27 protein-coding genes and 1 riboswitch are annotated in these 25,021 nt (G+C 58.9%); of the genes, 12 read left to right on the plus strand and 15 right to left on the minus strand.

Annotated elements, in window-relative coordinates; translation table 11 throughout:
• Positions 1-85: 85 nt before the first annotated feature.
• The 3 genes from ACOYW1_RS14765 to pbpC all read right to left on the minus strand — a co-directional run bounded on the left by ACOYW1_RS14765 (position 86) and on the right by pbpC (position 3,960).
• On the minus strand, positions 86-1,477 hold the full coding sequence (locus tag ACOYW1_RS14765; RefSeq protein WP_482423386.1) for an alkaline phosphatase: 1,392 nt from the start codon (positions 1,475-1,477) through the stop codon (positions 86-88).
• Between the two features lie 126 nt (positions 1,478-1,603).
• Entirely contained in the window at positions 1,604-1,855 is a 252-nt protein-coding gene (locus ACOYW1_RS14770) for a hypothetical protein (RefSeq protein ID WP_482423387.1), read from the minus strand.
• Complete coding sequence (gene pbpC, locus ACOYW1_RS14775) at positions 1,852-3,960, minus strand: penicillin-binding protein 1C (RefSeq protein WP_482423388.1); 2,109 nt, start codon at positions 3,958-3,960, stop codon at positions 1,852-1,854. The genes ACOYW1_RS14770 and pbpC overlap by 4 nt, the downstream gene beginning before the upstream one ends.
• 334 nt (positions 3,961-4,294) lie before the next feature.
• Positions 4,295-4,393: riboswitch (purine riboswitch) on the plus strand.
• A gap of 112 nt (positions 4,394-4,505) precedes the next feature.
• On the opposite strand from pbpC, the gene ACOYW1_RS14780 reads away from it, so the two are divergent.
• The 3 genes from ACOYW1_RS14780 (at position 4,506) to ACOYW1_RS14790 (ending at position 6,378) form a co-directional block, all read left to right on the plus strand.
• A complete protein-coding gene (locus ACOYW1_RS14780; protein WP_482423389.1) occupies positions 4,506-5,309 on the plus strand; it encodes a hypothetical protein in 804 nt (267 codons plus the stop codon).
• A 56-nt stretch (positions 5,310-5,365) separates the two neighbouring features.
• Positions 5,366-5,752: a hypothetical protein gene (locus ACOYW1_RS14785; protein ID WP_482423390.1), complete on the plus strand. Its 387-nt coding sequence runs from the start codon at positions 5,366-5,368 to the stop codon at positions 5,750-5,752.
• A gap of 80 nt (positions 5,753-5,832) precedes the next feature.
• On the plus strand, positions 5,833-6,378 hold the full coding sequence (locus ACOYW1_RS14790) for a phosphoribosyltransferase family protein (RefSeq protein ID WP_482423391.1): 546 nt from the start codon (positions 5,833-5,835) through the stop codon (positions 6,376-6,378).
• 72 nt (positions 6,379-6,450) lie between these two features.
• On the opposite strand, the gene ACOYW1_RS14795 is transcribed toward ACOYW1_RS14790, so the two are convergent.
• Positions 6,451-6,933, minus strand: a complete 483-nt coding sequence (locus ACOYW1_RS14795; protein WP_482423392.1) for a hypothetical protein — start codon at positions 6,931-6,933, stop codon at positions 6,451-6,453.
• A 126-nt stretch (positions 6,934-7,059) separates the two neighbouring features.
• Positions 7,060-7,809 carry a DUF4197 domain-containing protein gene (locus ACOYW1_RS14800; RefSeq protein WP_482423393.1) on the minus strand — a complete coding sequence of 250 codons (750 nt, stop codon included), beginning with the start codon at positions 7,807-7,809 and terminating at the stop codon, positions 7,060-7,062.
• A gap of 655 nt (positions 7,810-8,464) precedes the next feature.
• Here ACOYW1_RS14800 and ACOYW1_RS14805 point away from each other — a divergent pair.
• The 9 genes from ACOYW1_RS14805 (at position 8,465) to ACOYW1_RS14845 (ending at position 18,168) form a co-directional block, all read left to right on the plus strand.
• Positions 8,465-9,121 (plus strand): DUF6064 family protein, encoded by a 657-nt coding sequence (locus ACOYW1_RS14805; RefSeq protein WP_482423394.1) that lies wholly within the window; start codon positions 8,465-8,467, stop codon positions 9,119-9,121.
• Positions 9,108-10,061, plus strand: coding sequence for a hypothetical protein (locus ACOYW1_RS14810; protein ID WP_482423395.1), 954 nt, complete (start codon positions 9,108-9,110; stop codon positions 10,059-10,061). Before ACOYW1_RS14805 ends, ACOYW1_RS14810 begins: the two co-directional genes overlap by 14 nt.
• A gap of 31 nt (positions 10,062-10,092) precedes the next feature.
• Positions 10,093-11,406: an FAD-dependent oxidoreductase gene (locus ACOYW1_RS14815; RefSeq protein ID WP_482423396.1), complete on the plus strand. Its 1,314-nt coding sequence runs from the start codon at positions 10,093-10,095 to the stop codon at positions 11,404-11,406.
• An 83-nt stretch (positions 11,407-11,489) separates the two neighbouring features.
• Complete coding sequence (locus ACOYW1_RS14820) at positions 11,490-12,632, plus strand: hypothetical protein (RefSeq protein ID WP_482423397.1); 1,143 nt, start codon at positions 11,490-11,492, stop codon at positions 12,630-12,632.
• 5 nt (positions 12,633-12,637) lie between these two features.
• The gene (locus ACOYW1_RS14825; protein ID WP_482423732.1) at positions 12,638-14,713 is read left to right on the plus strand and encodes a TonB-dependent receptor; all 2,076 of its coding nucleotides are present in this window, start codon (positions 12,638-12,640) and stop codon (positions 14,711-14,713) included.
• A gap of 1 nt (position 14,714) precedes the next feature.
• Positions 14,715-15,752 (plus strand): methyltransferase domain-containing protein, encoded by a 1,038-nt coding sequence (locus ACOYW1_RS14830; RefSeq protein WP_482423398.1) that lies wholly within the window; start codon positions 14,715-14,717, stop codon positions 15,750-15,752.
• Between the two features lie 3 nt (positions 15,753-15,755).
• Positions 15,756-16,772, plus strand: coding sequence for an ABC transporter substrate-binding protein (locus ACOYW1_RS14835; RefSeq protein ID WP_482423399.1), 1,017 nt, complete (start codon positions 15,756-15,758; stop codon positions 16,770-16,772).
• Positions 16,769-17,536, plus strand: coding sequence for an ABC transporter permease (locus tag ACOYW1_RS14840; RefSeq protein WP_482423400.1), 768 nt, complete (start codon positions 16,769-16,771; stop codon positions 17,534-17,536). The genes ACOYW1_RS14835 and ACOYW1_RS14840 overlap by 4 nt, the downstream gene beginning before the upstream one ends.
• Positions 17,533-18,168, plus strand: a complete 636-nt coding sequence (locus ACOYW1_RS14845; RefSeq protein ID WP_482423401.1) for an ABC transporter ATP-binding protein — start codon at positions 17,533-17,535, stop codon at positions 18,166-18,168. Before ACOYW1_RS14840 ends, ACOYW1_RS14845 begins: the two co-directional genes overlap by 4 nt.
• Positions 18,169-18,517: 349 nt before the next feature.
• Here ACOYW1_RS14845 and tsaA read toward each other — a convergent pair whose 3' ends face one another.
• The 10 genes from tsaA to ACOYW1_RS14895 all read right to left on the minus strand — a co-directional run bounded on the left by tsaA (position 18,518) and on the right by ACOYW1_RS14895 (position 24,928).
• Positions 18,518-19,072 (minus strand): tRNA (N6-threonylcarbamoyladenosine(37)-N6)-methyltransferase TrmO, encoded by a 555-nt coding sequence (gene tsaA, locus ACOYW1_RS14850; RefSeq protein WP_482423402.1) that lies wholly within the window; start codon positions 19,070-19,072, stop codon positions 18,518-18,520.
• A gap of 272 nt (positions 19,073-19,344) precedes the next feature.
• Positions 19,345-19,647: a hypothetical protein gene (locus ACOYW1_RS14855; protein ID WP_482423403.1), complete on the minus strand. Its 303-nt coding sequence runs from the start codon at positions 19,645-19,647 to the stop codon at positions 19,345-19,347.
• A 41-nt stretch (positions 19,648-19,688) separates the two neighbouring features.
• Positions 19,689-20,459, minus strand: a complete 771-nt coding sequence (locus ACOYW1_RS14860; protein ID WP_482423404.1) for a hypothetical protein — start codon at positions 20,457-20,459, stop codon at positions 19,689-19,691.
• Positions 20,440-21,339, minus strand: a complete 900-nt coding sequence (locus ACOYW1_RS14865; RefSeq protein ID WP_482423405.1) for a hypothetical protein — start codon at positions 21,337-21,339, stop codon at positions 20,440-20,442. The genes ACOYW1_RS14860 and ACOYW1_RS14865 overlap by 20 nt, the downstream gene beginning before the upstream one ends.
• Positions 21,340-21,359: 20 nt before the next feature.
• Positions 21,360-21,878 carry a hypothetical protein gene (locus ACOYW1_RS14870; protein WP_482423406.1) on the minus strand — a complete coding sequence of 173 codons (519 nt, stop codon included), beginning with the start codon at positions 21,876-21,878 and terminating at the stop codon, positions 21,360-21,362.
• A 336-nt stretch (positions 21,879-22,214) separates the two neighbouring features.
• Positions 22,215-22,484 (minus strand): hypothetical protein, encoded by a 270-nt coding sequence (locus ACOYW1_RS14875; protein ID WP_482423407.1) that lies wholly within the window; start codon positions 22,482-22,484, stop codon positions 22,215-22,217.
• 121 nt (positions 22,485-22,605) lie between these two features.
• On the minus strand, positions 22,606-23,247 hold the full coding sequence (locus ACOYW1_RS14880; protein ID WP_482423408.1) for a pilus assembly PilX N-terminal domain-containing protein: 642 nt from the start codon (positions 23,245-23,247) through the stop codon (positions 22,606-22,608).
• A gap of 68 nt (positions 23,248-23,315) precedes the next feature.
• The gene (locus ACOYW1_RS14885) at positions 23,316-23,705 is read right to left on the minus strand and encodes a prepilin-type N-terminal cleavage/methylation domain-containing protein (RefSeq protein ID WP_482423409.1); all 390 of its coding nucleotides are present in this window, start codon (positions 23,703-23,705) and stop codon (positions 23,316-23,318) included.
• A gap of 4 nt (positions 23,706-23,709) precedes the next feature.
• Positions 23,710-24,411: a prepilin-type N-terminal cleavage/methylation domain-containing protein gene (locus ACOYW1_RS14890; protein WP_482423410.1), complete on the minus strand. Its 702-nt coding sequence runs from the start codon at positions 24,409-24,411 to the stop codon at positions 23,710-23,712.
• A gap of 16 nt (positions 24,412-24,427) precedes the next feature.
• Positions 24,428-24,928, minus strand: coding sequence for a GspH/FimT family pseudopilin (locus tag ACOYW1_RS14895; protein ID WP_482423411.1), 501 nt, complete (start codon positions 24,926-24,928; stop codon positions 24,428-24,430).
• Positions 24,929-25,021 lie beyond the last annotated feature (93 nt).

A 25,021-nucleotide genomic window follows, 5' to 3' on the forward strand; every position in this document is an offset into this window, starting at 1 on the left:
GTTCGGTGAGGGCAAAAAAATGGTGTTTGTTCTCAACGCTCTCCAGAACCGCGGCAGCCCGTTGGCATTGCCGTCGCTGTGCGGGTCATGCAGATCCCCTTAAACCACTGCCCGTGCCGTTGGTGCCCTCATCCTCCCCTTCCAGCCACTGGCTCATGAGGAGAAACAGGTCGGTGTTGTCGATCAAGTCGCCGGAGAATCCCGGATCGAACCCGGAGAAGAGATCCGCAAAATAGGCGTCCGTGCCGTCCACCAGGCCATCGAGGAACAGCCCGGCATCGGTGCCCTTCACATAACAGGGAACAGGTGGCCTATGCTGGGTGTCGGCGTGGAACACCATGGACGGCAGGTTGCCCGCACCGTTGTCCCCCACCGGGACAAAGGCCCTCTCATCGGCTCCCCAGAGGTAGCCGCACTCATGGTCGGCGGTGACGATGAGCAGGGTTTCGTCCCAGTTGCTGTTCTCATCCACCCAGGCCACCACCTCGGCCACGGCCGCGTTGAAGGCGGTCTGTTCTTCGATCATACGGCCCTTTTCATTGCTGTGGTTGGCCCAGTCCACGGCCCCGCCCTCCACCATGAGGAAAAAGCCGTCCGGGTCGTTGGACAAAGCCCGAAGCGCCCCCAGGGCCATATTCGAAAGGCTGGGAACGGAAGGATTCCGGTTGCTTTGGTCCACCACCTGGGAATCGCCGGAACGCCCCTGTTGAAGGGTGGTGGCGGCCCTGGCCAGCCCGAACACCTTGCCCGCAGAAAGGGAACCCTGGGCCAGGGCTTCAAAATCAGATTTGTCATCCATGAAGGCCCAGGAACGCCCGTCCTTGGCCCGTGCCCCGTCTTCATCGGTAAGATCGGCGTAGACCGCTTCCCCGCCCACGTACGCGTAGTCCCAGTCATGGGACTTCAGGTTCCCGTTGTTGTCGTACATGGGGTGGCCCGCCCCCATGATCACGTCGAGTTCGCTGCCGTAGATCATCTGGGCTGCGATCTCTTCGTAGTTGTTGCGGGAGATGTTGTGGGCCGCCATGCCCGCCGGTGTGGCGTGGCTCACCTCCACGGAGGTCACCACCCCTGTTGCCAGGCCCTGGGTGGAGGCGGTCTCCACGATGTTTTTTACATCGATGAAAAGAGGGGATTTTCCCAGCATGCCGGGGTAGGTCTTGACCCCTGTGGCCATGGCCGTGGCAGCCGCCGCGGAATCCGTGGGGTTTAAAAGATGAGAGCCGAACAGCCGCCAGCCCAGGTCGGGCTCGTAGGTGCCCAGGGCACTGTAGGTGGTCATGGCGTACTTGGTCTCAAAGGACTCGTACACGGCCCGGTTGCCGTTGTAATAATCCGTTGCCATGACGGTGCCCATGCCCTGACCATCACTGATCATCAGGATAACATGTTTTGCAGCCGAGGCCGGTGGGACAAAAAGCCCGATCATGAAACACGCAATACACAAAAAACAGCCCTGCTTTCCAAGGATTTTCATGGTTCCTCCTGAAACATACGGGTTGTTGTTTGACAGCTGCCTTTCTTTACCTGCCCGGTGTTAAGGCTGGGTTACATGAAAGTCATATCTTCATTTGTGTTGTGTTTTTCCCATGGAATATCCGGGTTATTGCACCACCACGGAGAGGTCCGCGTATTGTCCCGAGGCGTCCATCACCGTCAGGGTGTGCCTGCCGGGAGTGGCAAAGGTGATGCGGGCCGCTGCGCCCGGGCGGCTTCGGGAGACCCAGGTGTGATCGACCATCCAGTGCAGGGGGCCGCTGCCGCCTGGCTCCACGGTGAGGGGACGCCCGGGTTTCAAGGGGTCTTTGAAAACAGCACCGTCCCTGGCACCGTGGATGATGATGGGCGCGCTCAAAGGGGCTTCCCCCTCAAGGCAGGAGAGATCGGGATCGGGGCACCGGCTGCGGTCCCGGATCCATGGGGGAAGAAAGGCCAGGGCTCCTGCAGGCCACCTGGCAATGGTGCGGGTGGGAATGTGCCGGGTAGGATGTGCCGGCGATCCAGGCAGGGCCCGTAGAGCCCCTTTCCTGTGTCCGGGTTCACGGAGACGATCAAGGGATTGGGGGCCATGAGCATCTCGTCCTGGCAGGGCCCGAAGGTCGGGGGAATGGTGTCGTTGAGGACCCAGGCCGTCCGCTTGACATGGCAGTGGCCAGGCTCGGTGTCCGACGACAAAATGCCCAGGGGCCAGCAGACGGATTCCCGGGACACACTCTCGGGCATGGAAGCCCCCCCGGGGGCTGCCGAGGGAAGCCGGTCGGCCACCTGAAAAAGGACAGGAACAGCCGTAACAGCGCCATAGTGACCGGGAAGAGGCGTGCCGTCCGGCCGTCCCACCCAGACACCCAGGGTATGGGACTCGGTCATCCCCACGGCCCAGGCATCTCGGAATCCGTAGCTCGTCCCGGTTTTCCAGGCCAGCTTACGGCCTCGCCGCATACCAAACCGCCCCCTTCTGTTCCGCGTTCTCTCTGGTGTTTCCAAAACGTGACGGACAATCCAGGCCGCCCCTTCCGAGAGCACCTGGGTCTCCTGGCTGCCGGCAAGGGCGAGCCCCTCGGGGTAGATGGCCCTGCCCCCCCGGCCAAAGGCCGAGTACCCTGCCACCAGCTCTTCCAGGGTGGTACCCACCCCGCCCAATACCATGGAGAGGTTGGGCCCCCCGCCAGGGGGATAACGCAAATGGATGCCCGCCTGGCGCAGGAGGCTGTCGAAACGCGCCGGCCCCACACGATGGAGAAGTTCCACGGCGGGTACGTTCAGGGACCGCACCAGGGCCTCGGAGGCCGACACCGGCCCGGCAAAATGGCGGGTAAAGTTCAAAGGGGTGTACCCGCCGATGGACAGGGGGCTGTCCATGAGCAGGCTTTCAGAATGGATCAGGCCGTCGTCAAGGGCCATGGCGTACAGAAACGGCTTGAGGGTGGACCCCGGAGACCGAACAGCCCGCACCATGTCCACATGACCGAAGCGCTCATCGTCAAAAAAATCCATGGAGCCCTTGTACCCCCGTACCAGACCGGTCTCGTTTTCCACCACCAGGAAGGCCAGGGAGGTCCCGGAAGGCAGTTCGCCCTTCAAGTTGGCCGCAAGGTCTCTCAACCCGGCCTGAAGGCAGGGATCGATGGGGGTTCGGATCACGCCCTGTCCGGGGAAGGCGCGCCTCAGGCGACGGGCCAGCAACGGCGCCCGAAACGGAGGGTTCCATGGATGAACGGCCAGGGGCTCTTCCCGGGCTTCGTCCCCCTGCCAGGCTTCCCAGCGCCCGAACCCCACCAGACGCCCGACCACCTTGTTACGGGCCGCCACAGCCCGGTCCGGATGAAGATCGGGCCGGTAACGGGACGGAGCCTGGGGCAACACCGCAAGCAGGGCTGCCTCGGCGTGGGTCAACTCTGCGGCGGGTTTACCCAGGTAGGTCAGGCACGCGGCCTGCACCCCTTCCACGGTGCCGCCAAAGGGGGCGTGGTTCAGGTACAAAGTAAAAATCTCTTCCTTGGTGAGGCGTCGCTCCAGCTGAAGGGCGCGAAGCATCTGACCGATCTTGCCAAAAACGGTCCGTCGCGGTTGCGGTAGAAGATTCCGGGCCACCTGCATGGTGAGGGTGGAGCCCCCCGAGACAATGCGCCCGTGCCGGAGGGCATCGGCAAGGGCCCGGCCCATGGCCAGGGGATTGACGCCGGGGTGGAGGTAAAACCAACGATCCTCGTATGCCAGCAGAGCCTGCGATCTGAGGGGAGAGACCTCGTCCGGCGTCACCGGGTACCGCCAGATCCCCCGGGCATCGGGAAACACCCGCAAGGGATTCCCTTCCCGGTCCACCACCGTCACGGCCATGCCCTCCCCGGGCGCCGGAACATCGGGCGGAAAGGCCAGGTCCAGGCAGACCACCAGCGCCACCGCGCAACCCAGCACGGCAGGCCCCCACTTCCCCTTGATGATCCCAAGCACACGTGACATGGGTTGCCCTTTCCTTATGGAATCTTCTCCATAAATTCCATGGGCGACGGGCCCTGCCCGCCGCCGCCATTGCCGTCAGCCTCCCTTGGCAGGGACCCAACCCGTTGGATTCGCCTTCATGGGTCCCCTGGGTCCCGGCCTTGTCTTCCCAAACCGATAATCAATGAACATTTCTCAACAGCCAGGCCATCCTTCTTTTCTATTTTGTTGGCCGGTCTTGGTTCCGTAAACAACATCCAAATTCATAACGAATGGCATGGTTCCCTGTAGCATCACAGCTATTTCAAAATATAGTAATCCCCATTGTATTCCTTGAAAGGCTCTGCTATCCACACTCTTTCACAACCAACCACCCCATATAATCCTGATGACATGGGTCAGGAGTCTCTACCGGAAGGCCGTCCATCCGACTATGGGAGTGCAAGAAAAACCGCAGGTCTCCCTGTTGTCCCGGGTGATCTGTTTCCGTATTTCTGCGCCCTCGCGAGACCCCTTGTTCGGCATGTATTTCAGGAGCATGACAACCGCATAAGGAGTCTCTTAAAATGGAATATGTCAAAGATATCCTGGCCGCTTTGAGCGTCATTCTCAACGGCCTCCCCCAGGGCCTGCTCGCCCTCTCCTTCGGCTTTGCCTCCATCCCCACGGCCCTGGCCTTTATCGTGGGTGCCGGAGGCTGCCTTCTCTTCGGCTGCGTGGCCCCCATTTCCTTCCAGGCCGAGACCATCACCCTTGCCGGGACCATGGGCAACAACATGCGGGAACGCCTCTCCATGATCTTCTTTGGTGCAGCAGCCATGGCCACCATCGGCGTGTTCGGCTTTCTGGAGAAAATCGTTACCTTTGTGGGACCTGCTATAACAAACGGCATGATGGCAGGCGTCGGCATCATGCTCGCCCGGGTGGCCTTCGGCATGGCCACCAAGAACAAAGCCGTAGGGTTCAGCTCCATTGCCTCAGGGTTTCTCACGTACATGATGACCAAGGACCTGGTCTACACCATCACCATCTCCGTGGTGCTCTCAAGCGTCGTGGCCCTGTCCCTGAAGCAGAAATCGGACATGAACGCCGTTGAAAAAGAGGGCTTTACCTTTCAAGTGCCCATGATGAACCTCTCCGTGGCCCGGGGTGCCCTGGCCATGGTCTGCCTCAACATCGGGGCCAACATCGCCTTCGGCAAGATCACCGGCAACATTGCAGGCGCCAGCGTCAACGTGGACCACCTGGCCATCTTGCGCGGCCCCTCGCCAGGACATGGCGTCTTTCCCTGTTCGGCGGCGGCCCGGTGGAGGCCATCATCTCGGCCACGGGCAGCGCCCCCCACCCCGTCTTTTCCGGGGTACTCATGATGACCCTCATGGCTGTCATCCTTTTTGCCGGGTTTCTTCCCAAGATCGGGAAATACGTGCCCAGCGAATCCATCGCCGGATTCCTCTTTGTGCTGGGAGCCATTGTCACCGTACCCATCAACGCCTCCGCAGCCCTTGGCGGCGGAAACGCCATCGTGGGCGGGGTGACCATGACGGTCACCGCCATCTCCGATCCTTTTCTGGGCATGATGGCGGGCCTCATTGTGAAGTGTATCTCACCGCTGAGTCGGATGCTGCCGATTTTTCATCTGCTCCGGCACAGCCGCTTATCCGGCGTCCCTTCCCGTGCCGTTTATTTTTTTGTAACTATTCATTTGCCTCAGGCGGGTCGCTTTTTTGAAAAAAAGCTCCGCAAAAATGTCGGAATTGTTTCGGCGGAGCCTATGAATGATTACTTGAGACCTGTTTATCAAACTTTTTAAAAGTTTGGCCCCCGGCAGGGCCGCCGGAGGCTTTTTTGACCTGAATAGTTACATTTTTTAAGCCTTTTTAAGGACATCCCATGAACACAACATACACCCTGGAAGTGGCCGGTGTAACCCGCGAGCTTCCCATCGTCCCCGTCAGCGAGACCCTCAACATCGCAAGCTTTGTGGTTTTGGGTGACACCGAGCTCATCTGCGCTGCAGCGCCCCTTCTTATGGAAAAACTCCCGGAGGTAGACGTCCTTGTCACCGCCGAAGCCAAGGGTATCCCCCTTGTCTTCGAGGTATCGCGTCTCATGGGGATGAAGCGGTTTTTCGTTGCGAGAAAAAGCGTGAAAGCCTACATGGAGAATCCGGTCATCGATGAGGTGCAGTCCATCACAACCACGGGCAAGCAGCTCCTCTGCCTGGACGCCCTGGATGCCGCGGCCATCAAAGGCAAACGCGTGGCCATCATCGACGATGTCATCAGCACAGGGGAATCCATCGAAGCCATCAGCCGCCTCGTGGAGGCAGCAGGGGGCCTCGTCACCGTCAAAGCGGCCATCCTCGCCGAAGGCGATGCCGCATCCCGGGAGGATATCGTCTTCTTGGAAAAACTCCCGTTGTTTCCCGTGGGCTAACCCGGCTGACAAAAAACCTCCGGACCATGCCGGTAACGGCGCGTCCGGAGGCTCTCTCCAGAATGGGTCACGTCATGTGCCCATACGCCGGGCAAGGTCCAGGAGTTCCGCCTTCCTGGGGCGATACACCAGCATGGCCACCGCCGACAGGCCCAGGAGCTGGTAAAGGGAAAGGGAATCACCGGCGGTGAGAAACAGCACAAGGCCATAAATGCCGATGCTCTCAAGGAGGGCTGAGGAGAGAATCACGATGACGGCATATCGGGCCACTGCAGGGTGCTGGCCCGATGAAACCGAAGAGGGGCTCCCCCCGGGGTGCCCGAGCATAAACCGGCGCAGCACATGCACCCCGGCAAGGGTGGCTGCGGACATGCCGAACAGCACATAGCGCAGGGTCACCACGGGAAACTCATCTCTGAGGGCCACCGTAAAGGTATCCCCCATAAACAGCCCTACCCCCAGGTACACACCGAGGGAAGTCAGAATGGCCCCCCAAATGATCAGGATCAAGGCAAAACCGGAATCAAGTTTTCTTGTGTGGTCTGGTTCGATCATGCTCACCTGCCTGTTCGGGTTCACGGGAAGAAGTCAAAACGCGACTCCGACCATACCACAGGTGAGCACCTCGTTCACCCATGAAACAGACCGACCGAAACAGAAACATCTCACCAGATATCACCATCACTCCCCGAACACCTTTTTCAATAAGGCGGTGGTCTGCTTCATCGGGTCTTTCCTGATTTCAGCCTCTTCCATGGCAATGTAGTGAAACATCCCGTCGATGCCTTTATCCAGGGCATAATCGGTGAGATCGGCCTTCACATCCGGGACATACGGCATGGATGTGTATTGATCCATCACCTGATCGTAGACCCGGATGGCGCCGACCTGGGACAGGGTCTCCTCCACCACGGGCTCCATCTCCTCTTTGAGGGAAGGGGTCATTTTCTCCTGAAAGTAGAGGGTCGCCGAATTGTCCGGTCCCTCGTAGATCGCCTTGACATCCTCAAAGGTCATCTGGGCGATGGCATCGAAGAAAAGAGCCTTCGCCTTGGGGGTGGCTGCTTCGGCCGCACGGTTTAGCTTGAGTTCGAGATCATCGGCCAGGTGCCCCATGTCCGCTTTGTCCAACATGGATTTCACCGCCTGAAGCTCCGCGGGCAAAGGGATATGGATAGCCGGATCCCCGTTGAACCCGTCCACGGTGCCCAAACGGCCCACGACACTCTCGGTGCCCATGCGAAGCGCCTCCTTGAACGCATCGCCGATCTCACCGGTGGATGGTTCGCCCTCAGCCACCTCTGCATTTTCTCCACTGTCTTTCTTAAAGATATTGATCTTATCCAGCCAGGATCCTTCCGCGTCCCCCCAGACCAATGCCCCGAAAACAACGCACAGGGCGACTCCCATGGATATCCGACGTGTTTTCATATGCCATTCCTTTTCATCTTAGGTATCCAGAACCTTCTGCGAATTGACGATATACACCAAATGAGGAACAAAGGCTTTCGCGGCGGGACGACAAAAGAAAAACGGCTGAAAAATCAAGCACACCATGTACCGGTCTCAAGGAATGCGAAAGCCGGTTGCAGCGCTGTTAATATATCACGACCTCCACCCTTTGGAACATGCAAATAAAATGGAAGGTCCTGATTTTTAACAACCTTGACAAAACATCATCAAAGGATTCGCAAATGCATGACAGGATACGATGCACACCGGCCACGACAATGACCTGGACCGGCAGGCATTCTGTTGGCATCGCGAGAAGTCATATGGAAGTTATAAAAATGTTAGGAACGGCAAAGTTATGGGTTGACATAAAATTGTACGACGGGTAAATATCCAGACACATCGCTGCCGTCGGGCACGCGAACCTTAACAGCAGCAGATCCTTTGGGTGGATTGCCTGCATGATGAAACAAGATGATCATGTAATCCAGTGCACCCGAGGAGAGCCTGCAATACCTAAGCCTTCCTGAATAAAGTAACAACACCCAGCACATGACCACATCGGGTTCATTATGCTCACCCGCAGCCCCCTCACCGGTTGCGGAAACCGCCACACCACGCATTCGGAGGAGACGTGAACAAAACTGAGATGTTCTGGACGATTTTGAGGAAATTCAACGAAGACACACTGCCCGTGCAAATCCTTCTTATTCTGCTTTCCCTTTTCGCGCTTTACGGAGTTTTTGCGAAACCGTCAAAAGCATCGGACAAGGGAATGACGGCTTTTCTGGCCGCAGCCTTTGCCTGGAACGGCATCGCCTGTTTCCTTCTCTACTGCGGAAAGAGTCCCATGGCACTCTTTGTGGGAGGTCCCTTGTACCTGGTTATCTCTTTTCTCTTTCTTATCGACCTGCTGGTCACCGGAAAATGTTCCTACCGACTGCCCGATACACCGCTGCACCAAGTCCTTGTCGGAGTGCTTCTACTTTGTGTCTACCTCTTCCCCTTCGCCGGGATGGCCCTGGGCCATGGATTTGTGGTGCTCCCTATGTTCCCCTGTCCCCTGGCCGGATTCGCCCTCATACTCTTTTCGGCGGCCCCCCGGATGGACCGAGATATCTTCATCCTTCTTCTGGTCTGGGCCTTTGTCAACATCCCGAAATGTTTTGGTCTCTTCGGATGCTACGAAGAGATCGTCCTGTGCGCTTCGGGGTTTTACAGCCTCTATGTCGTAAAAACCCGCGCCACCACCCGCAAGACAGCCATGGAGCCCCTTCATGAACCCGTTTGAATGCATCGACGCAGGCACGGAGTTCTGCCCCTGCTACCTGGCCGAAGTGGGAGAATGCACGGTCTGCACCCTGCTCCAGGGCAAAGAGGTGTGTGCCTGCAACTGGTCGAAGGTGTGTATTTACCAGAGATACCTGCGTAACGGATCCAAGGCGGTGAAGCGAAAGCAGACCGTGCTCTGCGATATCGCCGACTCACGACGTATTGAAAACGGGATATACCTGAAAAAAATCGCGGTTTCCCGTGCCATGGCGCGGTCCCTCAACCACCCGGGAAGCTACGTCTTTGTCAGGGGGCTGACGGAACGCTCCTTTTTCGATGCCCCCATGGCCATTGTGGCGTCGGACATCATGGAAGGCACGGTGACCCTGGCCTTCCATGTCACCGGTCCGAAGACACGGCTTTTGGAACGGAGCCCCATGCGCCTGTTCCTGAGGGGACCATACTGGAACGGCCTCCAGGGCAACAGGGCTGTGGAGAGCGTCCGGGATGCCCGCTGCCTCGTGGTCACCGGCGGTATGTCCCAGGCCTCGGTCCCCCTTGTGGTCAAACGCCTTCTGGCCCACGGAAACAAGGTGACCCTGCTGGTCAACACGCCCGGCCCGTTTTTTATTTCGGAGTACCTCCCCGAGGATGTGATCGTCCGGAAAGGCCCCCTTCACGGAAGTCAGGGCCAGACCACCATGGGACAGCTGCCGGCCAAGGAGTCCATCGCCTTTGCCTTCAGCGCCGGAAGCACGCCCCAGCATGAACTCGTCACTGCTTTTATGGACCGCCACTGTCCCGGGGCAGGCCTTGCGGTCTCCAACAATCATACCTTCTGCTGCGGCGAAGGGATCTGCGGAAGCTGCCTGGTCACCATGGGCGACAAATCCGTAAGGTCCTGCAAGGTGCAGTTCGACCCGAGGCAGGTCGCGGAAGAAGGAACCGCCTGTCCTTGATAATGCACTCAATGAGGAAAGGAATCGTATTATGCCCAAGGTAGTTATCATCGGTGGAGGGTGGGCTGGATGCGCGGCGGCCATCGCCGCCCGGAACGCCGGCGCCGAGGTGGTGCTGTTGGAACGAACAGACCTCCTCCTGGGGTGCGGGCTCGCCGGTGGAATCATGCGGAACAACGGACGGTTCACCGCCGCAGAAGAGCTCAGGTGCTTAGGCGCACCGGAGCTCATTGATCTCACCGATGCCCTCTCCCAACACGTCGGCATTGATTTTCCGGGCCATTGCCATGCCAGTCTCTACGACACGTCCAGAATCGAACCTGCCGTGCGGAAGGCCTTGAAAGACAAAGGCGTTGAGCTTCGCTTCGTGGCCCGCGCCGTGGGGGTCTCCATGGAGGAACCGGATCGTATCCGCTCGGTCTCCCTGGCCGACGGGTCGGTCATCCACGGAGACGTCTTCATCGAGACCACGGGCTCTGCCGGGTCCATGGGAAATTGCGCCCGATACGGAAACGGATGCACCATGTGTGTGCTCCGATGCCCCTCCTTCGGCCCACGGGTCAGCCTCAGCCACATGGCAGGGTGCGAAGAGAGCGTCGGGCTTCGGGACGGCGAGGCCTACGGGTCCTTCAGCGGCTCCTGCGAGCTCAACAAAGCCACCCTGAGCCCGGAGATCCGGCAATGCCTGCACGACAAAGGGGTGGTCATCCTTCCCCTTGAGAAACACCTCGTGGATGAGGGAATCCTCAAGCTCAAGGCCTGCAAGCAATATGCAATCCCTGAGTTCAAGCAAAACCTCATCCTCCTGGACACCGGATCCCGCGCCAAGATGATGATGCCCTTTTTTCCCCTGGAAAAGCTGCGGAAAATCAAGGGGCTTGAACGGGCCATGTACGAATTTTCCGGAGGTGCTTCCAACTCGGTACGCTTCCTGGCACGGACGCACCGGAACAATGCACTGCAGGCCCAGGACGTTTCCAACCTCTTTTGCGCCGGGGAAAAGGCAGGGCTCTTCGTGGGACACACCGAGGCCATGGCAACAGGAAGCCTCGCGGGCTGGAACGGTGTGCAGCAGGCCACGGGCCACCCGTTGCTCTCCCTGCCCGATGGCCTGGCCATCGGCGATTTGATCCGACACGAAAACCAGGCAAGCACCACCAAGGAAGGGCTCACCGACCGGTACACCTTCTCAGGGGGCAACTACTTCAACCGCATGAAGCGCCTCGACCTTTACACCACCGATCCCAAGGCCGTCGAAGCACGGGTAAAGGCCCACGGCCTCTACCATGTGTTCCTGACGGCCCACGGAAAAAATGAGAAGGCGCTTCACCCCATGCGGGCATAGGCGTCGGCAACTACCCGAACCCAACAGGCACGAACCCGATACACGGGACATAACGAAACCACACATACGTTAAGGATGGACCCATGACTGCACCCACTGAAAAACACCTCGTACGAAAAAGTTTTTTCGGATGCAACTCCGCCCATGGATTTCACTGCTTCTTTGACTTTTTCCACGACCTTACCGACGCAAAAATCACCATCATCAAAGGTGGGCCGGGAACAGGCAAATCAACCTTCCTGAAGCAGATTGCCGATGAGATGCGCAGCCAGGGATTTGCTGTGGAACAGCAGCACTGCTCCCTGGACCCTAACTCCCTGGACGCCATCATCGTCCCGGAGATCAAGGCGGTGGTCACGGCCGCCACCGGCCACCACGTCTTTGACCCCAAGCACCCCGGTGCCGTCGACGAAATCATCAACCTGGGCCGCTACTGGGATGAGGCGGGTATTCGCCCCCACGCAAAGGAGATCATGGCCATCACCGCCGAATCCGACCGGTGCTTCGGCAGGGCGTACCGCTTCCTCGCCGCAGCCCAACTCGTTCGCACGAACAGGGCGGGCCTGGCCACGGAACACCAGGATTTTTCCAAGGTCAATGCACTGTATGAGGCCCTTTGTGCAGACCTCTTCACCGGCCACCCCCTGGCCGACACCGTGGGACCGGAAAGGCACCTCTTCATGAACTCCATCACCCCGGAGGGCACGGTCAGTTTCATGGATACGGTGATTGGCCCCTCCACCCGCCTGGTGGTCATCCACGGCTCCCCGGGCACCGGAAAATCCACACTGCTGTCGCGGCTTGCCGCAAAGGCCAGGAGCCGGGGCTACAAGGTGGAATACTGCCACCACCCCCTGGACCACCACAGGATCAGCCACCTCATCATCCCCGCCATGGACGTGGTGATCTCAACGGATGCCCTCAGGGGGCTTCCCAAGGAACAGGAGCACGACCTGAATGCCTTCCTGAAGCCTGGCATCAGCACGAAACAGGGAGAGATGAAAGGCGATGACCGCGACTACGACGCCATGATTGATGCGGCCATGGAGGCCCTTGTCCGCGCAGGCCATACCCACGGCAAACTGGAGCAATACTACATCCCCCATATGAATTTTAAACAGGTGGACCGCTGCATGGCCGACACCATTGAACAGGTGCTCAGGCATGCCGAAAAGTACCATGCCTTCACCAGGCGATCCCCCAAGAAGGAAAAGGAGTTGTGTTAGTGAAGATGATATCGTATTCAGCCCCTCTCAAACGGGGCGCCCTTGCAGCCTGCCTGGCTGTCCTGTTGGTAACGCCCGCTGTTTTTGCAACCGAAGAGCCCCAGCGCGCCCTGGATGACATGGTCATCACCGCAAGCAAAAGGGAATCCTCCCTGGAGGATTTCGCAGGGAGCATCACCGTCAAAGACGGTCAGTTCATCACGGACCATGAGATCAAGGACCTCTCCGAGCTGACCCTCTTTGTCCCCAACGTCTTCTTTAAAAAGACCACCTCCGGGGACGCCTTTGTCTCCAGAGGTATCTCCACCATCGACACCTCGCTGTTCAGCCCCATGGGCCTTTACATCAACGACGTCGCCTACCCCTTGAGCTTTATGCAGAATCAGCTGCTCACCGACGTAAAACGGGTGGAAGTTCTCAGGGGGCCCCAGGGGACTCTTTACGGCAGGAACAGCGAATCCGGGGTCATCAACGTGGTTCTGGAGGAGCCCGGAGACAAATTGAAGGCAACGGCCAGCCTGTCCGGCGGCAACTACAACACCTGGTGCGGGGAAGCCTCGGTGAGCGGCCCTGTGGTAAAAGACACCCTTTACCTGGGGCTGTCCGTGACAGGCCGTAAATCAGACGGTTTCGTAGAAAATGAAGTCACGGGCAAAGACGACGTGGCCGACGAAGAGACCACCGCAGCCCGGGGAACCCTCCGCTGGACCCCGGGAGAACGCTTCGAGCTTGTGGCTACCCTGGACGGCCTGGACCAGGACAAGGGCGTCAGCACCCTGCGTTTTGAAGACGGCCCCCAGGCCTCGGACAGGCACAAGGTCCGCTCCAGTGAAGAGGACCGCGCCGATGAAGAGGAAGTGGGCGGAGTCATCAAGATGAACTGGCGGGCCGATAATGCCAAATTCACGTCCATCACCAGCAACCGTCAGTTTACACGGGAGTTTACCCACGATTTTGACCGGACCCCGGTTAAACTGGGAACCACCGATTTAGATATCGACCAGGACAACTGGAGCCAGGAATTCCGAGTCGCCTCCGAAGGAGAGGCCCCCCTCTCCTGGGTCATGGGACTTTTCGGGTTCACCGAGGACCTGGACACCACCATGACATTGAACCATATCTCCCCCGCCATGGCCAAAAACCGAGTGACAGATTCGGAAAACGACGGCTACGCCATCTTCGGACAGGCAACCTACCGGCTTACAGACAAGCTGAAGCTTACCGGTGGCCTGCGAGGGGAGCACGCCACAGCCGAAGGCACACAGACCTACACCAGCATCACGGGGCCCGTGACCTTCGACGAAAAACTCTCCGAAACGGAATGGCTCCCCATGGCCTCGGCCTCCTACGACATTGCCGACAACCTGACGGCCTACGCCACCTGTGCCCGGGGCTGGCTTGCCGGGGGCTTCAACTACTTTTCGGCAAACTCCGAAGAGACCTTCGGCTATGAGCCCGAGTACACCGTAAACTACGAAACAGGCCTTAAGGCCACCTTCTTTGACCGACGACTCAAGGCGGACTTCTCCCTGTTTTACATCGACATCGACGACAAACAGGTCAGGGAAGAAGTGCCTGGGGGAGGCCAAGGCGTCTGGAAATTTTCCAACGCAGGCAAGGCCCACAGCCAGGGTGTTGAACTGGACCTCACCGCCCTGCCCCTGGGCAACCTGGAAGTCTTTGCAGGCGTGGGCATCTCCGACACGGAGATCGATACCTGGCAGGGCACTTCAGGCGGCATGCCCTTCGACTACTCGGGCAACTCCCTGCCCTGGGCCCCTGAATTCACCTGGAACGCCGGGGCCGCCTACTACATGACCAACGGCCTCTACGGCATCGCCGACGTCACAGGCGCGGGAAAACAATACTTTGACGCGGCCAACACCCTGAAAGACAACGGGTACGCCCTGGTAAACCTCAAGCTGGGCTACGCCTTTGATCGTTTTGATATCTCCGTCTACTGCAAAAACCTCTTGGACGAAGAGTACGCCACCAAAAAAGTCAAAAACATGCAGGGATTCACCATGGTGGAAGACGGCGATCCACTCACCTTTGGGCTGACACTCAACTGGAGGCTTTAATATGACACCCCTGTTCGACATCAACGGCAAAAACCCCATGACACCGATCTTCGAAGCCCTCCAGGGGCCTGTGCGCATGGCCATCCTCAAGGCAGCCGTGGAGATGGGCATGGCCGACATCCTGGCCAGGGTCTCGACCCCCGAGGAGATCGCAGCGGCCCTGCCCGGCGAGACGGACCTCGGGAACCTCACCCACTTTCTGGACAGTATGACGGGCATCGGCCTGGCCGTGAAGCACCAGGGCAACTACCTCAATTCACCCTTTGCCGAGACCTCCCTGCGCACGGAAAGCCCGGTCTACTTGGGAGATATGGTTCTCAACCTGTCCCGAATGCAGCACCGGAACATTGACAAAATCGAAGCGCTGGTTCAAGGCGGCCCCCCGCCTGTAAAAAAAGAGGACCGCCTCGCAGACGAGAGCAAGTGGCAGGCATCGGTCAAGCATTTGGCACCCTACCAACGGGCAGGCATTGCCGCCCTTGCCGCCGATACCATCGATGCCCTTCCCGAGTGCACGTCTGCCACAAAGATCATGGACATCGGGTGTGGCCCCGGCCTCATATGCATGGAGGTCCTCAAACGCCATCCTGCCATGGAAGGGGTTCTCTGCGACCTGCCGGCCATCATCGGCCTGGCGGAAAAAGAGGTGGCAAAAGAGGGGATGGAATCACGGATTTCCTACATCAAGGGGGACTACAACACCACGGACTTCGGCACCGGCTACGATATCATCTGGGCCAGCCACAACCTCTACTACGTCAAGGAGGCCTCTGACTTTTTCTCCCGCCTCCACACGGCATTAAACGACGGCGGGGTTTTCGTGAGTCTCCACGAAGGCACCACCGGGGAAGGCACGGCACCGGAGCATGTGGTGCTCTCCAGGCTGTCCCTGGCCCTGGAAGGCCAGAACTATGTCTTTCAAAAAGGGGAGATCGCTGATCACCTTCGCCGAGCGGGATTTCATTCGGTGGAGACCTCCCCCCTCACCCTTCCCGTGGGCGAGGTGGAGTTGACCATCGCCCGGAAACAGAAAGGATAAATAATGACCCACGCTGTACGCACCCCGGGGAGACCCGGGGTGTTTCTAACCCGTGTCATGATGATTGTGCTGGCCCTCTGTTGTGCGGCAGCCGCACGGCCGCTAAACAGCCAGGCCGAAGGCCCTGTCGTAAGGCTCTCCGGCCCGCCTGTGGCCGAAAGCCTCCCCTTTGCCATGATGTCCGGCATGACCTTTGACGACCCGGCCATGACCATCGAATTCACCCCCTGGCACTCCCCGGACCAGATCCGGGCCATGATCGCCGGGGGACAGGTGGACGGGGCCATTGTCACCACGGCATCTGCCTCCCTTTTTTACCACAAGGGAGTCCACGCCAAACTGGCCGCCCTTTTTGAGACACCCCTGTGGATCGTATCCACGGCGGAGGCCTCAGAAACAGGCCTGGAAGATCTCAGCGGAACCATCCTCTTCCCCTTCGGCCACAAGGAGATGCCTGAACTCCTCTTTAACGCCCTTCTGGGGCAAGGGGCCCCGAAAATCAAACGCCACCACACAGGTGGCGCCCTGGAGGCGGTGAACCTGCTGCTCCTTGGCAAAGGGCACCATGCACTGCTGGCCGAGCCTGCGGCCACCCTGGCGGTCATGCGATCCAAAGAGATGGCCGACAAAGGTGCGCCCCTCCTTGAAAGGCACCTGGACTTAAGGACGCTCTGGAAAAAAAAGTTTGACGGCAAGCCCCTTTATGTCAGCGGTTTTGCCCTCTTTGGCAACACCCTGGACAACCCCGCCATGGTCCGCCGGATCCTGGAGGAGTACCGCAGGGGCGTCGAGAGCATCACGGCCAACCCGGAACAGGCCCTGGCTATGGCGGAGAACAGCTTTCCGGCCCTGGTGGCCCAGTCAAAAGACGGGACCCTTCCCGGGGTGGACATCCGTGTAACCAGCGAGACACAGGCCTTTTCCGACACCCTCTTCTTCCTTGATCAACTCTCCAGGCAGGCACCAAGGGCCACGGGGGGCGACCTTCCGGGGGAAGACTTTTTTCTGGTGACGCAATGATGGGAACCATCCACGGCACCACAGCCCGCCTGCTCCTCCGCATCTCCGGCATCCTTCTGCTCGTCCTGGCCTGGGAGATTGTGGCGCGCCACTACTCGGGCCTGGTGGTGGCCTCGCCCCTGGAGACCCTTTCTGCGGCAGCCAGGCTGCTGAGCGACCCGACCTTTATCCTCCGGCACTTTGCCGTGAGCCTGAAGCGGGTGGGCCTGGCCCTGGTGTTCGGGCTTCTTGTCGGCGGGAGCCTGGGCCTCCTGGCCGGGTTCTTCGATCCCTTCAGGCTGATGATCGAACCCCTCAGGTGGATGCTCATGACCATCCCGGGGGTGGTCATCGTGGTGGTCTTCATGCTCTGGTTCGGCATGGGCAACCTCATGGTCATCAGCATCACGGCCTGCACCATCGCACCGGTGGTCTATGTCAACGTCTCCCAGGCCATGAGTTCGGTGGACAGGTCCCTTCTGGAGATGGCCGAGATCTACCGGTTTCCCCTGTCCATGAAACTGAGGCGCATCTATGCCATGACCGTGGCCGGCCCCTTCTTTTCGGCGGCGGTCATTGCCGTGGGCAACGGGATCCGGGTGGTGGTCCTGGCCGAGGTACTCGGGGCCAACAACGGCCTCGGCCACTGCCTGGCCATCTCCCGGACAAACCTCGACACACCGGGGCTCTACGCCCTGGCCCTGATCAGCATGTCCATTGTCGGGGGGATCGAATTTTTCCTGCTGAAACCGTTAAAAGAGAAATACCTGTGGAGGGAATCATGAAACCGGCCGTTGAACTCATTGATGTGACCATGTCCTTCAAGAACCGGGAGGTGTTGCGTCGCCTCAACCTGACCATAAAGGAAGGGCAGCGCATGGCCGTAACCGGGCCCAGCGGGGCCGGAAAATCAACCATCCTGAAGATCATCGCAGGGCTTGTCACCCCGACCTCCGGCAGGGTGGTCCGCCACACCTGCAAAACCGGCTACGTCTTTCAGGAACCCCGCCTCCTGCCCTGGAACACCGCCCTTGAAAACGTCACCCTGCCCCTTATCGCCAGGGGAGAAAAAAAGAAAGAGGCCCAGAAGGCCGGAATGAGCTGCCTGGCCGACATGGGCCTTACAGGGTTCGAGCACAGCTACCCCAACCAGCTTTCAGGGGGCATGAAGCAGCGTGTCTCCATTGCCCGTGCCCTGGCCATCGAACCGGACCTCCTCCTCCTGGACGAACCCTTTACCGGCCTGGACCCGGACCTGCGGGACTCCATCTGCGAGCACCTGGAGGAGGCCCTCTCCAAAAAAACCACCACCGTCATCCACGTCACCCACGACGTGGAAAACATGATCCACACCGCCGACAGCCTCTACACCCTCACCGCACCGGATACCCTGGAGCAACTGCCCCTGGCAGGTTAACGAGGAGAATAAAACAGGCCTCCGGCGGCCAGGGAATAAATCCCCTGGACCCCAGATTGCGAATGCTTTCCCCCCTCGTTCCTCGGGGTGAAGACAGCTCGCGCAAATTTTCATTAAATGTAACTATTCAGCCCCCCAAAAAAAGCATCCGGCGGCCCTGCCGGGGGCCAACCTTTTACCCGATTTAATGACTTGGGTTTGACAAACAGGTCTTACGAATGACGAGGGCTGGCCGAAAGCTTCTGGCGAGCCGATTGAACATAACGGCCATTCAACCGGAATGTTTTTGCGGAGCTTTTTTCAAAAAGCGACCCGCGGGAACGCGACGATAATAACAAACCACGTCTCTCTACCCGTCCACCTCTTCCAAGAGCCGACACATCCAGCCTGCCATCTCCACCCCTTCAGGACGGTAGTAATGGGTCATGTAGGGTTTTATGTCGATGATGGGGCTGCCGTCCACGGCTTCCAGGCCCCGCACATTCAATACGTTGCCCTTGCGGGACACAAGGGGCACCGCGGTCACCAGAACCGGGTTCGGCCGTGCCGGGCTGCACGTTGAAAAGACGCCTTTCAGGGGAACGTCTTTTCGACCCATGGGGTGAACCTGAAGGACGGAGCGCCCCTCGTCCGGGACCAGGTGGGGCCAGTAGAGAACGAGGATATGGGAAAACTCCTCGATGCCTTCCAAGATGCCGTCAAATCGATCGTCGATGACGATCTCTGAAACGAGCTCGGAAATCTTTTTCACACGGGCCCTGACATCCTCATCGCCTTTTTTCAGTTCAATGCCGTCTTTCCTGGCCTTAAGCTCCGGGTTGGTCAGGCTGCTCGGACAACCCAGCGTAGAGACACATCTCCCGGGTTGTGCTGGTCTCTGTCGCCATGGTCTCTTCCTTCCCATCCGTTTCGTAGAAACATGCCCGGATGTCGGCTCGGCTTATTTAACTCACAAAATAGCTCACAAGTTATCTTCAACTACCCATACCACTGGAAAAAAGAAAGAGGCAACACACAAAAAAACGGGCCACCCCTTCGTCCACCGTGTTCGGTGGCGCAGGGTGGCCCGTACTCGAAAAGACATTCAAAGCCGACGTGCCGTTTCACCTTCAGGACGATACGTTTACGGGTCTCGTTTCCTGATGGTCACCGCCATGATGGTTCGGTCCTCCAGGATCACGCCCTTGGCGTACACCCGGTCACACGGGCCTGGATAAGGCAGGCATTTTTCAAAGGATTCCCACTGGCATCCAGGCAGGTGGTCCGGACCCTGTTGCCGTCATAAGACCGCAGACCCAACGTAAAAACGGGTCTCACCCACCACCACCCAGGTACAGTCCCAGCCACCTCCAGGACCCGGGCCTGCATCTCGATAAAGTCAAAGACGTCGTACTCCTCCTCGCTCAGCATCTCTCCGGCCCAGGCAGCCGTTCCCATCGCCCACACCATGCACACAACGGCCAGAATGAATCGTTTCATCGTCTCGTCCTCCTAACCTAACGGGTCTGCTTCCAGTAAAATTATGCCACCAGATCATTCGGCAAATCCCAGCTCTTGGCCCCCACATAGATTTTGCGGTTCTTGATGATGGGCACGGCGATGGGCAGGTCAGCAGGCAGAATCGTCGACCGCACCTTGCCCGAAGAAGAATTTCCCCAGTCCGTGACAGGCGTGGCGTCGAGCATGCTCACGGCATAGAGGCGCCCGGTCCCGCGGGCGCCGGTGCCTGCGCACGGATCGTCGATGGGTGCTGCAATCCCCGTCACCACAGGGGTGTAGGTGGTAAAGTAGACCACCCCCGAATCCACCAGGGCCTGGGAGACGACCTTCTCCCCCGGATTGGGCAGGTTGCCATGCCCACCCTTCTTGGCCTTGAGGGCCTCATCGTAGGAACCAGTGGGGTCCGAGACATCCAGAAGATCGTTGGCGGGGGTCAGGTCGGTATCCAGCCAGTAATTGTACACACCGTAGAACCGATTGGACTCGGTGGTGTCCAGGGGGTCGGCCCGGTTGCCGGTGCCGAAGTAAAGCACCTCCACGCTGCCCTCAATGTCCGCGGCCACGGGCGCGTAGAAAATCTTACCCAGCCCACTGCGGAACAGGCGGTTCTTGTACGACCAGCTACCAACCGGCGTCACCTCTTCGGCCTTTTGGTCTGCCCCGGTGCCGGTGATGGCCACGTCATCGGCAAGGACAAACACCTGGCCCGCCATGTCCCCGGCGTAGATGCGGGTGGTGATGCCGTCGGCGTTGTGGTCCACGGCAGCGACATCAACGATGCTGTGGGTCATGCTGCTCCAGTTCCCGGCATGGACATTGATGGGCGTAAGGGCCCCGGAGGAAGCGACCACGGCAAACAGGGCACGCCCCACACTGTCCGTGGAGGCAGGCGCATCCAGATCCTGCTGGTTGTCGTAGCCCGGGAAGGATCAACCCGTCCGCCGTGGTATCTGCGGACACCTTAATGGTTCGCACCTCGGGGGTCCCCCACGATTGCCCCAATACCTCGGCCCCGGCACCAAGGTGTGTTTCTTCAATGTCGTACTTCCACCTCGGGGAGTTGTAATCGGTGATGTTCAGGGCGTAATATGTTGAGCCACCCCGCCGCTCGCCCACAAGCACGGTTTCCGGGGTAAAAAGGTCCGTACCCGTGATACGCACCCCGTAGTCCACCCCCGGAGGCCCGTCCACGTAGTAGTCGTTGTTGTTGTCTTGGAGCAGGTCCAGGCGATTGAGCTGGCCCGGGGGAACAAAGGCCCAGACCTCCTCGCCGTTGGCGTCGTTGATGCACCGGAACAGCCCGTCGTTGGACCCGAGGTAAATCATCGTGGCGGAGGTGGAGTAGTGCACTACCCTGGGCTCAGAATGGATGATGGATCCGATGGGCCAGTCGTTGATGCCGTTCAGAACCTCTGTGATCAGGGCCGGCCCCACGCCGATGGCGGTGTTGGTCTCCACAAAGCTGTTGCTTGCGTCAGTGAGGTCGTTGCTGGTGCCGGTATAGGTGTACACGTTGCGGCTGGCCTGGGTCTGGATCCGCTCTCCGGCCCCGCCCTTGGTCACATCCGCTCCGTCCGTACTCAGCTGGGTCCAGTAGGAGAGGCTGTTGTCCTTCATGGTACCGTCGGCATTCACTGCGGCAGCACCCGTGGAATCGAGGATATCCCCCACCGAATCCAGACCGTACTTCTTCAGGTTGCCCAGCCACTCCCCGATCTGAATGGGCTTGAAAAAGGCCAGGTAGATGAAGCCCCGTCCGCGGTGCGCTTCACCCGGTTCACCGGCACCACTGGGGCCACAAACACCGTGGACTCTTCCACGATGGTGCTGATGATCTGGACAAAGGCCTCCTTGAGGCTGGAGGCGGTGTTGGCTGTATGAGTACTTCCGCCCAGGATGGCCGTGGAGAGCAGATCATCGTCCAGCTTGAAACCGATGGTGTGGGTGATGATGTTCTGCTTTTCAAAGGAGGTTCCTGCCCCCATGGAGTGCATGTCCGTGTCGTATAAAAATCCGGCCACGTCATCCAGAAAATCGGTACCACTATAACTATAGGGATATTTGACATTTCCGTCGGAATCAAGTTCACGTCCGTCGTTGTTGTAATCCCCGATTTTTTTATTGTCGTAATAGTTGGCCGTGTAAAGAATACTGTTGTCTAGTTTGGTCGGCTGCCCGTCGGTGATGATGATAACGTAGTTTTCTGGCAACTGTGCTGGATGGGACTGGTGTAGGCGACACCGTTGTTGAAATGACTTGTGGCTCCGGCAAAATAGAGCCCGGCCTCTGCCAGGGTCTCCCCAGAGAGGCGTCCGGTTTCGGCTGTCAGCGAGTTAACATGGGAAGATATGGTGCTGTTGGTCGTTCCACACGTATCCATCACGTACCCACGCTGGCTGGAGTGGAATACCATCAACCCGAAACGCACATTCGTGACATCGCTCAAAAGACCTGTCACCACCTCCTTTGCCACAGATAAACGGGACCGGTTTTCCGAAAAGGAGCTACCCTCATAGTTCATGTCATTCCCAGTTAACCATCCTTCTTCAACCACCGCATGACAGGTCCTTTGTGCGCAAATAATCCTTGTCAAAACCGTTTTCTTTCAAATTGTTTTTTACGGGTTCACAAACGATATTGTCCACATGATCCGTCAGCTTTTTCCATTCACCTTTTTTTTTATGGTACACGGCATGGGTCTCGTAAGCGCCACTGTAAACCGTTGCCGAATTATAAGGTTCCGCCGGAACATCTTTCGTGGACATACTCCCGGAATTATCAAACATGATCGAGCCAGCATTGGGCTCCAGGGTCACGGGCTGGGTCCCGTAAATAGCCGCCATGTCATCAGGCCAGGGCCGGGCTTACCATCAGAAAAGCCATGGCCACCAACCCCCGCCGTGTGTGTCGACTGCGCATATCAACCTCCCTTTGGGATCAGAGCCCCACCAGATGAACCACTTTGTCAAACTCCTCCCCCACATCCACGCCACACTGAATCGTGGGTCCGGTGAGCGAATCCGTGGGGTTTGTTGCATCGTAGGTTGTGGGATCGATGGCCGTTGCCGTCACAGCGTATCGCCGCGTCCGGTAGGTGGCTTTGTCAAACCCCGGAGGTGCCGGACCGATATGGGTAATGGAGGGCACCTCGTCGGCTTCGTCCGAAAGGCCGCTGGCAAGCCTATTGGCCTTGAGCACAATGGCGCGCACCTCGATCCAGGCCACGGGGATTCCGTCCCCGTCAAGGACCGGGGAAGCAAAGGAGACCCCGCCGTTTTCCGGATCTCGATCCCGCAGCGGAAGGTTCGTGCTGTCCAGGGTGTAGAGCCGGTTCCCATCGACATCGGCTTCATTGCCGTAGATGCGCTCAAAATTGGCTACGGCCTCAAAGAGCCCGGCTTCGGCGTTGTAAAAGTTGCGCTTCACCACCCGATCGCTCCCTGCAAGGCGCAGCTCCACCACGGAGTTGTTCATGGAGGCGATGCCGATCATGGTGACCAGAAAAAGAAGCACCATCACCACCAGAAGCACGTTCCCCTCTTCGTTTTGTCCTTTGGTCTTTTGCCACCACCGTTTCATGGGTCTCTCCTTCGTTGAAAAAAGGACCACCCGCAGGTTGCCTTGGTTAAAGCCCCAAAAGGGTTTTCTCACTGTTTTGTCCGAACCATCACCTGGGAGATGGAGTGGCTCTCATCCCCGCTCCCCCAGCTCACGGTGAGATTCACGGTCTTGCTGCGTTCGTCGTCCGAGCCGGACACGACCCAGGTGACAGTGTAGCTCCCGTCCGTCGAGGTATGGGTGCCTTCGGCCAGGTCCCCCCCCGTGATCTTGTCCGTCCAGGTTTCCGCCAGCACCCGCTCAATGCGATCCCCGATGGCCACGGCCCCTTCGGTCATGTCAAAGGCCTGGGCGTTGGCTCTCATGGCATGGATCTGGAGGGCGGCGATGCCCAAAATCCCCACCAGGAGAATCACACTGGCCACCATCACCTCAATGAGGGTCATGCCCTCTTCCTGCGCGTTCCGATTTATTTCCATACGTCTATATCCCCCGATTCCTGCACCGCACCGTATGACGCAGGAGGCGTCGCCGATGCTCATCGTTGTAAGGGCCCCATACTTTGGTGGAATCCAGTGGGTCGTATGCATAGGTGGCTCTGTTGGAATACCCCTGCTCACCCGTTCGGGTCCGGGCCAGGATGGCAAAACGCACCGCCACGATCTGCGTCAGGTCCGTCGGCGTTCCCGTGACGCTGCCGTCTTCAAGCAGGTAGGAGAGCTCCATGGCCTCCACATTCTCGGACACCGCCACCGGGGATCCGGTGCCCACGGTCCGGCCCAGGTCCGAGACCCCGTCGCTGCCGTCGTCAAAAAGGCCGTAGGAAATCGTCTCGGTAAGAAGGGCTTCGTCTGCTTCATCCACGTCGCCGTCGCCGTCGTCGTCGGTGCCGTTGGCATCCCCGTCCATGGAGTAGCTGAAAGTCAGGCGGGAGGCGGTGGCAACGGTGATGGCAGCACCGGTGGTGCCGTTGGGATCATACCCAGCCATGCGGATGTCGTCCTCCATGAGGAGCATGGCGGCCCGCAGGTTCTGCTGCATATCGGTGACCCGTTCCTGGGTGATCCGCGTCTGGACCTGGTGGTTGTAGAAAAAGTAGGCCGCCGAAATCAGGATAAAGGAAAGGGCCACGGCCACCATAATTTCCAAGAGGGTAAACCCCTGTTGTTTTGAGTACATCACCATGAGCATCGCCTCCCCGTTACATCGTTTCCACGCGGCTTGTCCCGGCGCCATTAAGCACCACGCGCATTGCCTTTCCGTAGGTGTTTTTAAACTTGATCTCCCCATTGCGGCCGGTGGTCAACCCGTGGCGGCCGAAGTGGGTCCGGTCCTTGTCCTGGGTGCCGGAGCCATTGAGGTCAAACCGGGCATGGAACATGTCGATGCCGCCTGGAAAACTGCCCGACTCCAGGGTGGTCTCATCCGTATCCAGGGAGCGATCGCCGTCCTCATCCACAAAGGACGTGTACTGCCCGGCCGCCCCGGTCCCTTCGGTAAAGGCAACCACCACGTCCTCTCCCCTCTTGATGGCCTCGGCCCTGGCAGCCTGCAACACCAGGTGCACATCCCGGGCCGAAGAGGAGAGCCGCTGCCCTGCGGACCACTGCTTGAATTCCGGCACGGCGATCCCCGCCAGGACGGCCAGAATCGCCACCGCCACCATCAGTTCAAGGAGGGTCATGCCTCTGCTGTTGGTCATAATGCCTTCCTTATTCTTGCAAGGTCCCCCGATGCCCACCGTCCATGGCGGCTCGAATCGACCTGCGAATGGCAAAAAAGCAATGAAGTCCTT

This window comes from Desulfoluna sp. CYM3A (genome assembly GCF_056829965.1).

What these genes read in the sequence shown, in the direction of transcription:
- ACOYW1_RS14765 (WP_482423386.1), bottom strand. Translation starts at nt 1,477, where the DNA reads ATGAAAATCCTTGGAAAGCAGGGCTGTTTTTTGTGTATTGCGTGTTTC.
- pbpC (WP_482423388.1), bottom strand. Translation starts at nt 3,960, where the DNA reads ATGTCACGTGTGCTTGGGATCATCAAGGGGAAGTGGGGGCCTGCCGTG.
- ACOYW1_RS14780 (WP_482423389.1), top strand. Translation starts at nt 4,506, where the DNA reads ATGGAATATGTCAAAGATATCCTGGCCGCTTTGAGCGTCATTCTCAAC.
- ACOYW1_RS14790 (WP_482423391.1), top strand. Translation starts at nt 5,833, where the DNA reads ATGAACACAACATACACCCTGGAAGTGGCCGGTGTAACCCGCGAGCTT.
- ACOYW1_RS14795 (WP_482423392.1), bottom strand. Translation starts at nt 6,933, where the DNA reads ATGATCGAACCAGACCACACAAGAAAACTTGATTCCGGTTTTGCCTTG.
- ACOYW1_RS14800 (WP_482423393.1), bottom strand. Translation starts at nt 7,809, where the DNA reads ATGAAAACACGTCGGATATCCATGGGAGTCGCCCTGTGCGTTGTTTTC.
- ACOYW1_RS14810 (WP_482423395.1), top strand. Translation starts at nt 9,108, where the DNA reads ATGAACCCGTTTGAATGCATCGACGCAGGCACGGAGTTCTGCCCCTGC.
- ACOYW1_RS14815 (WP_482423396.1), top strand. Translation starts at nt 10,093, where the DNA reads ATGCCCAAGGTAGTTATCATCGGTGGAGGGTGGGCTGGATGCGCGGCG.
- ACOYW1_RS14820 (WP_482423397.1), top strand. Translation starts at nt 11,490, where the DNA reads ATGACTGCACCCACTGAAAAACACCTCGTACGAAAAAGTTTTTTCGGA.
- ACOYW1_RS14825 (WP_482423732.1), top strand. Translation starts at nt 12,638, where the DNA reads ATGATATCGTATTCAGCCCCTCTCAAACGGGGCGCCCTTGCAGCCTGC.
- ACOYW1_RS14830 (WP_482423398.1), top strand. Translation starts at nt 14,715, where the DNA reads ATGACACCCCTGTTCGACATCAACGGCAAAAACCCCATGACACCGATC.
- ACOYW1_RS14835 (WP_482423399.1), top strand. Translation starts at nt 15,756, where the DNA reads ATGACCCACGCTGTACGCACCCCGGGGAGACCCGGGGTGTTTCTAACC.
- ACOYW1_RS14840 (WP_482423400.1), top strand. Translation starts at nt 16,769, where the DNA reads ATGATGGGAACCATCCACGGCACCACAGCCCGCCTGCTCCTCCGCATC.
- ACOYW1_RS14845 (WP_482423401.1), top strand. Translation starts at nt 17,533, where the DNA reads ATGAAACCGGCCGTTGAACTCATTGATGTGACCATGTCCTTCAAGAAC.
- tsaA (WP_482423402.1), bottom strand. Translation starts at nt 19,072, where the DNA reads ATGGGAAGGAAGAGACCATGGCGACAGAGACCAGCACAACCCGGGAGA.
- ACOYW1_RS14855 (WP_482423403.1), bottom strand. Translation starts at nt 19,647, where the DNA reads ATGAAACGATTCATTCTGGCCGTTGTGTGCATGGTGTGGGCGATGGGA.
- ACOYW1_RS14860 (WP_482423404.1), bottom strand. Translation starts at nt 20,459, where the DNA reads ATGACCCACAGCATCGTTGATGTCGCTGCCGTGGACCACAACGCCGAC.
- ACOYW1_RS14880 (WP_482423408.1), bottom strand. Translation starts at nt 23,247, where the DNA reads ATGAAACGGTGGTGGCAAAAGACCAAAGGACAAAACGAAGAGGGGAAC.
- ACOYW1_RS14885 (WP_482423409.1), bottom strand. Translation starts at nt 23,705, where the DNA reads ATGGAAATAAATCGGAACGCGCAGGAAGAGGGCATGACCCTCATTGAG.
- ACOYW1_RS14890 (WP_482423410.1), bottom strand. Translation starts at nt 24,411, where the DNA reads ATGGTGATGTACTCAAAACAACAGGGGTTTACCCTCTTGGAAATTATG.
- ACOYW1_RS14895 (WP_482423411.1), bottom strand. Translation starts at nt 24,928, where the DNA reads ATGACCAACAGCAGAGGCATGACCCTCCTTGAACTGATGGTGGCGGTG.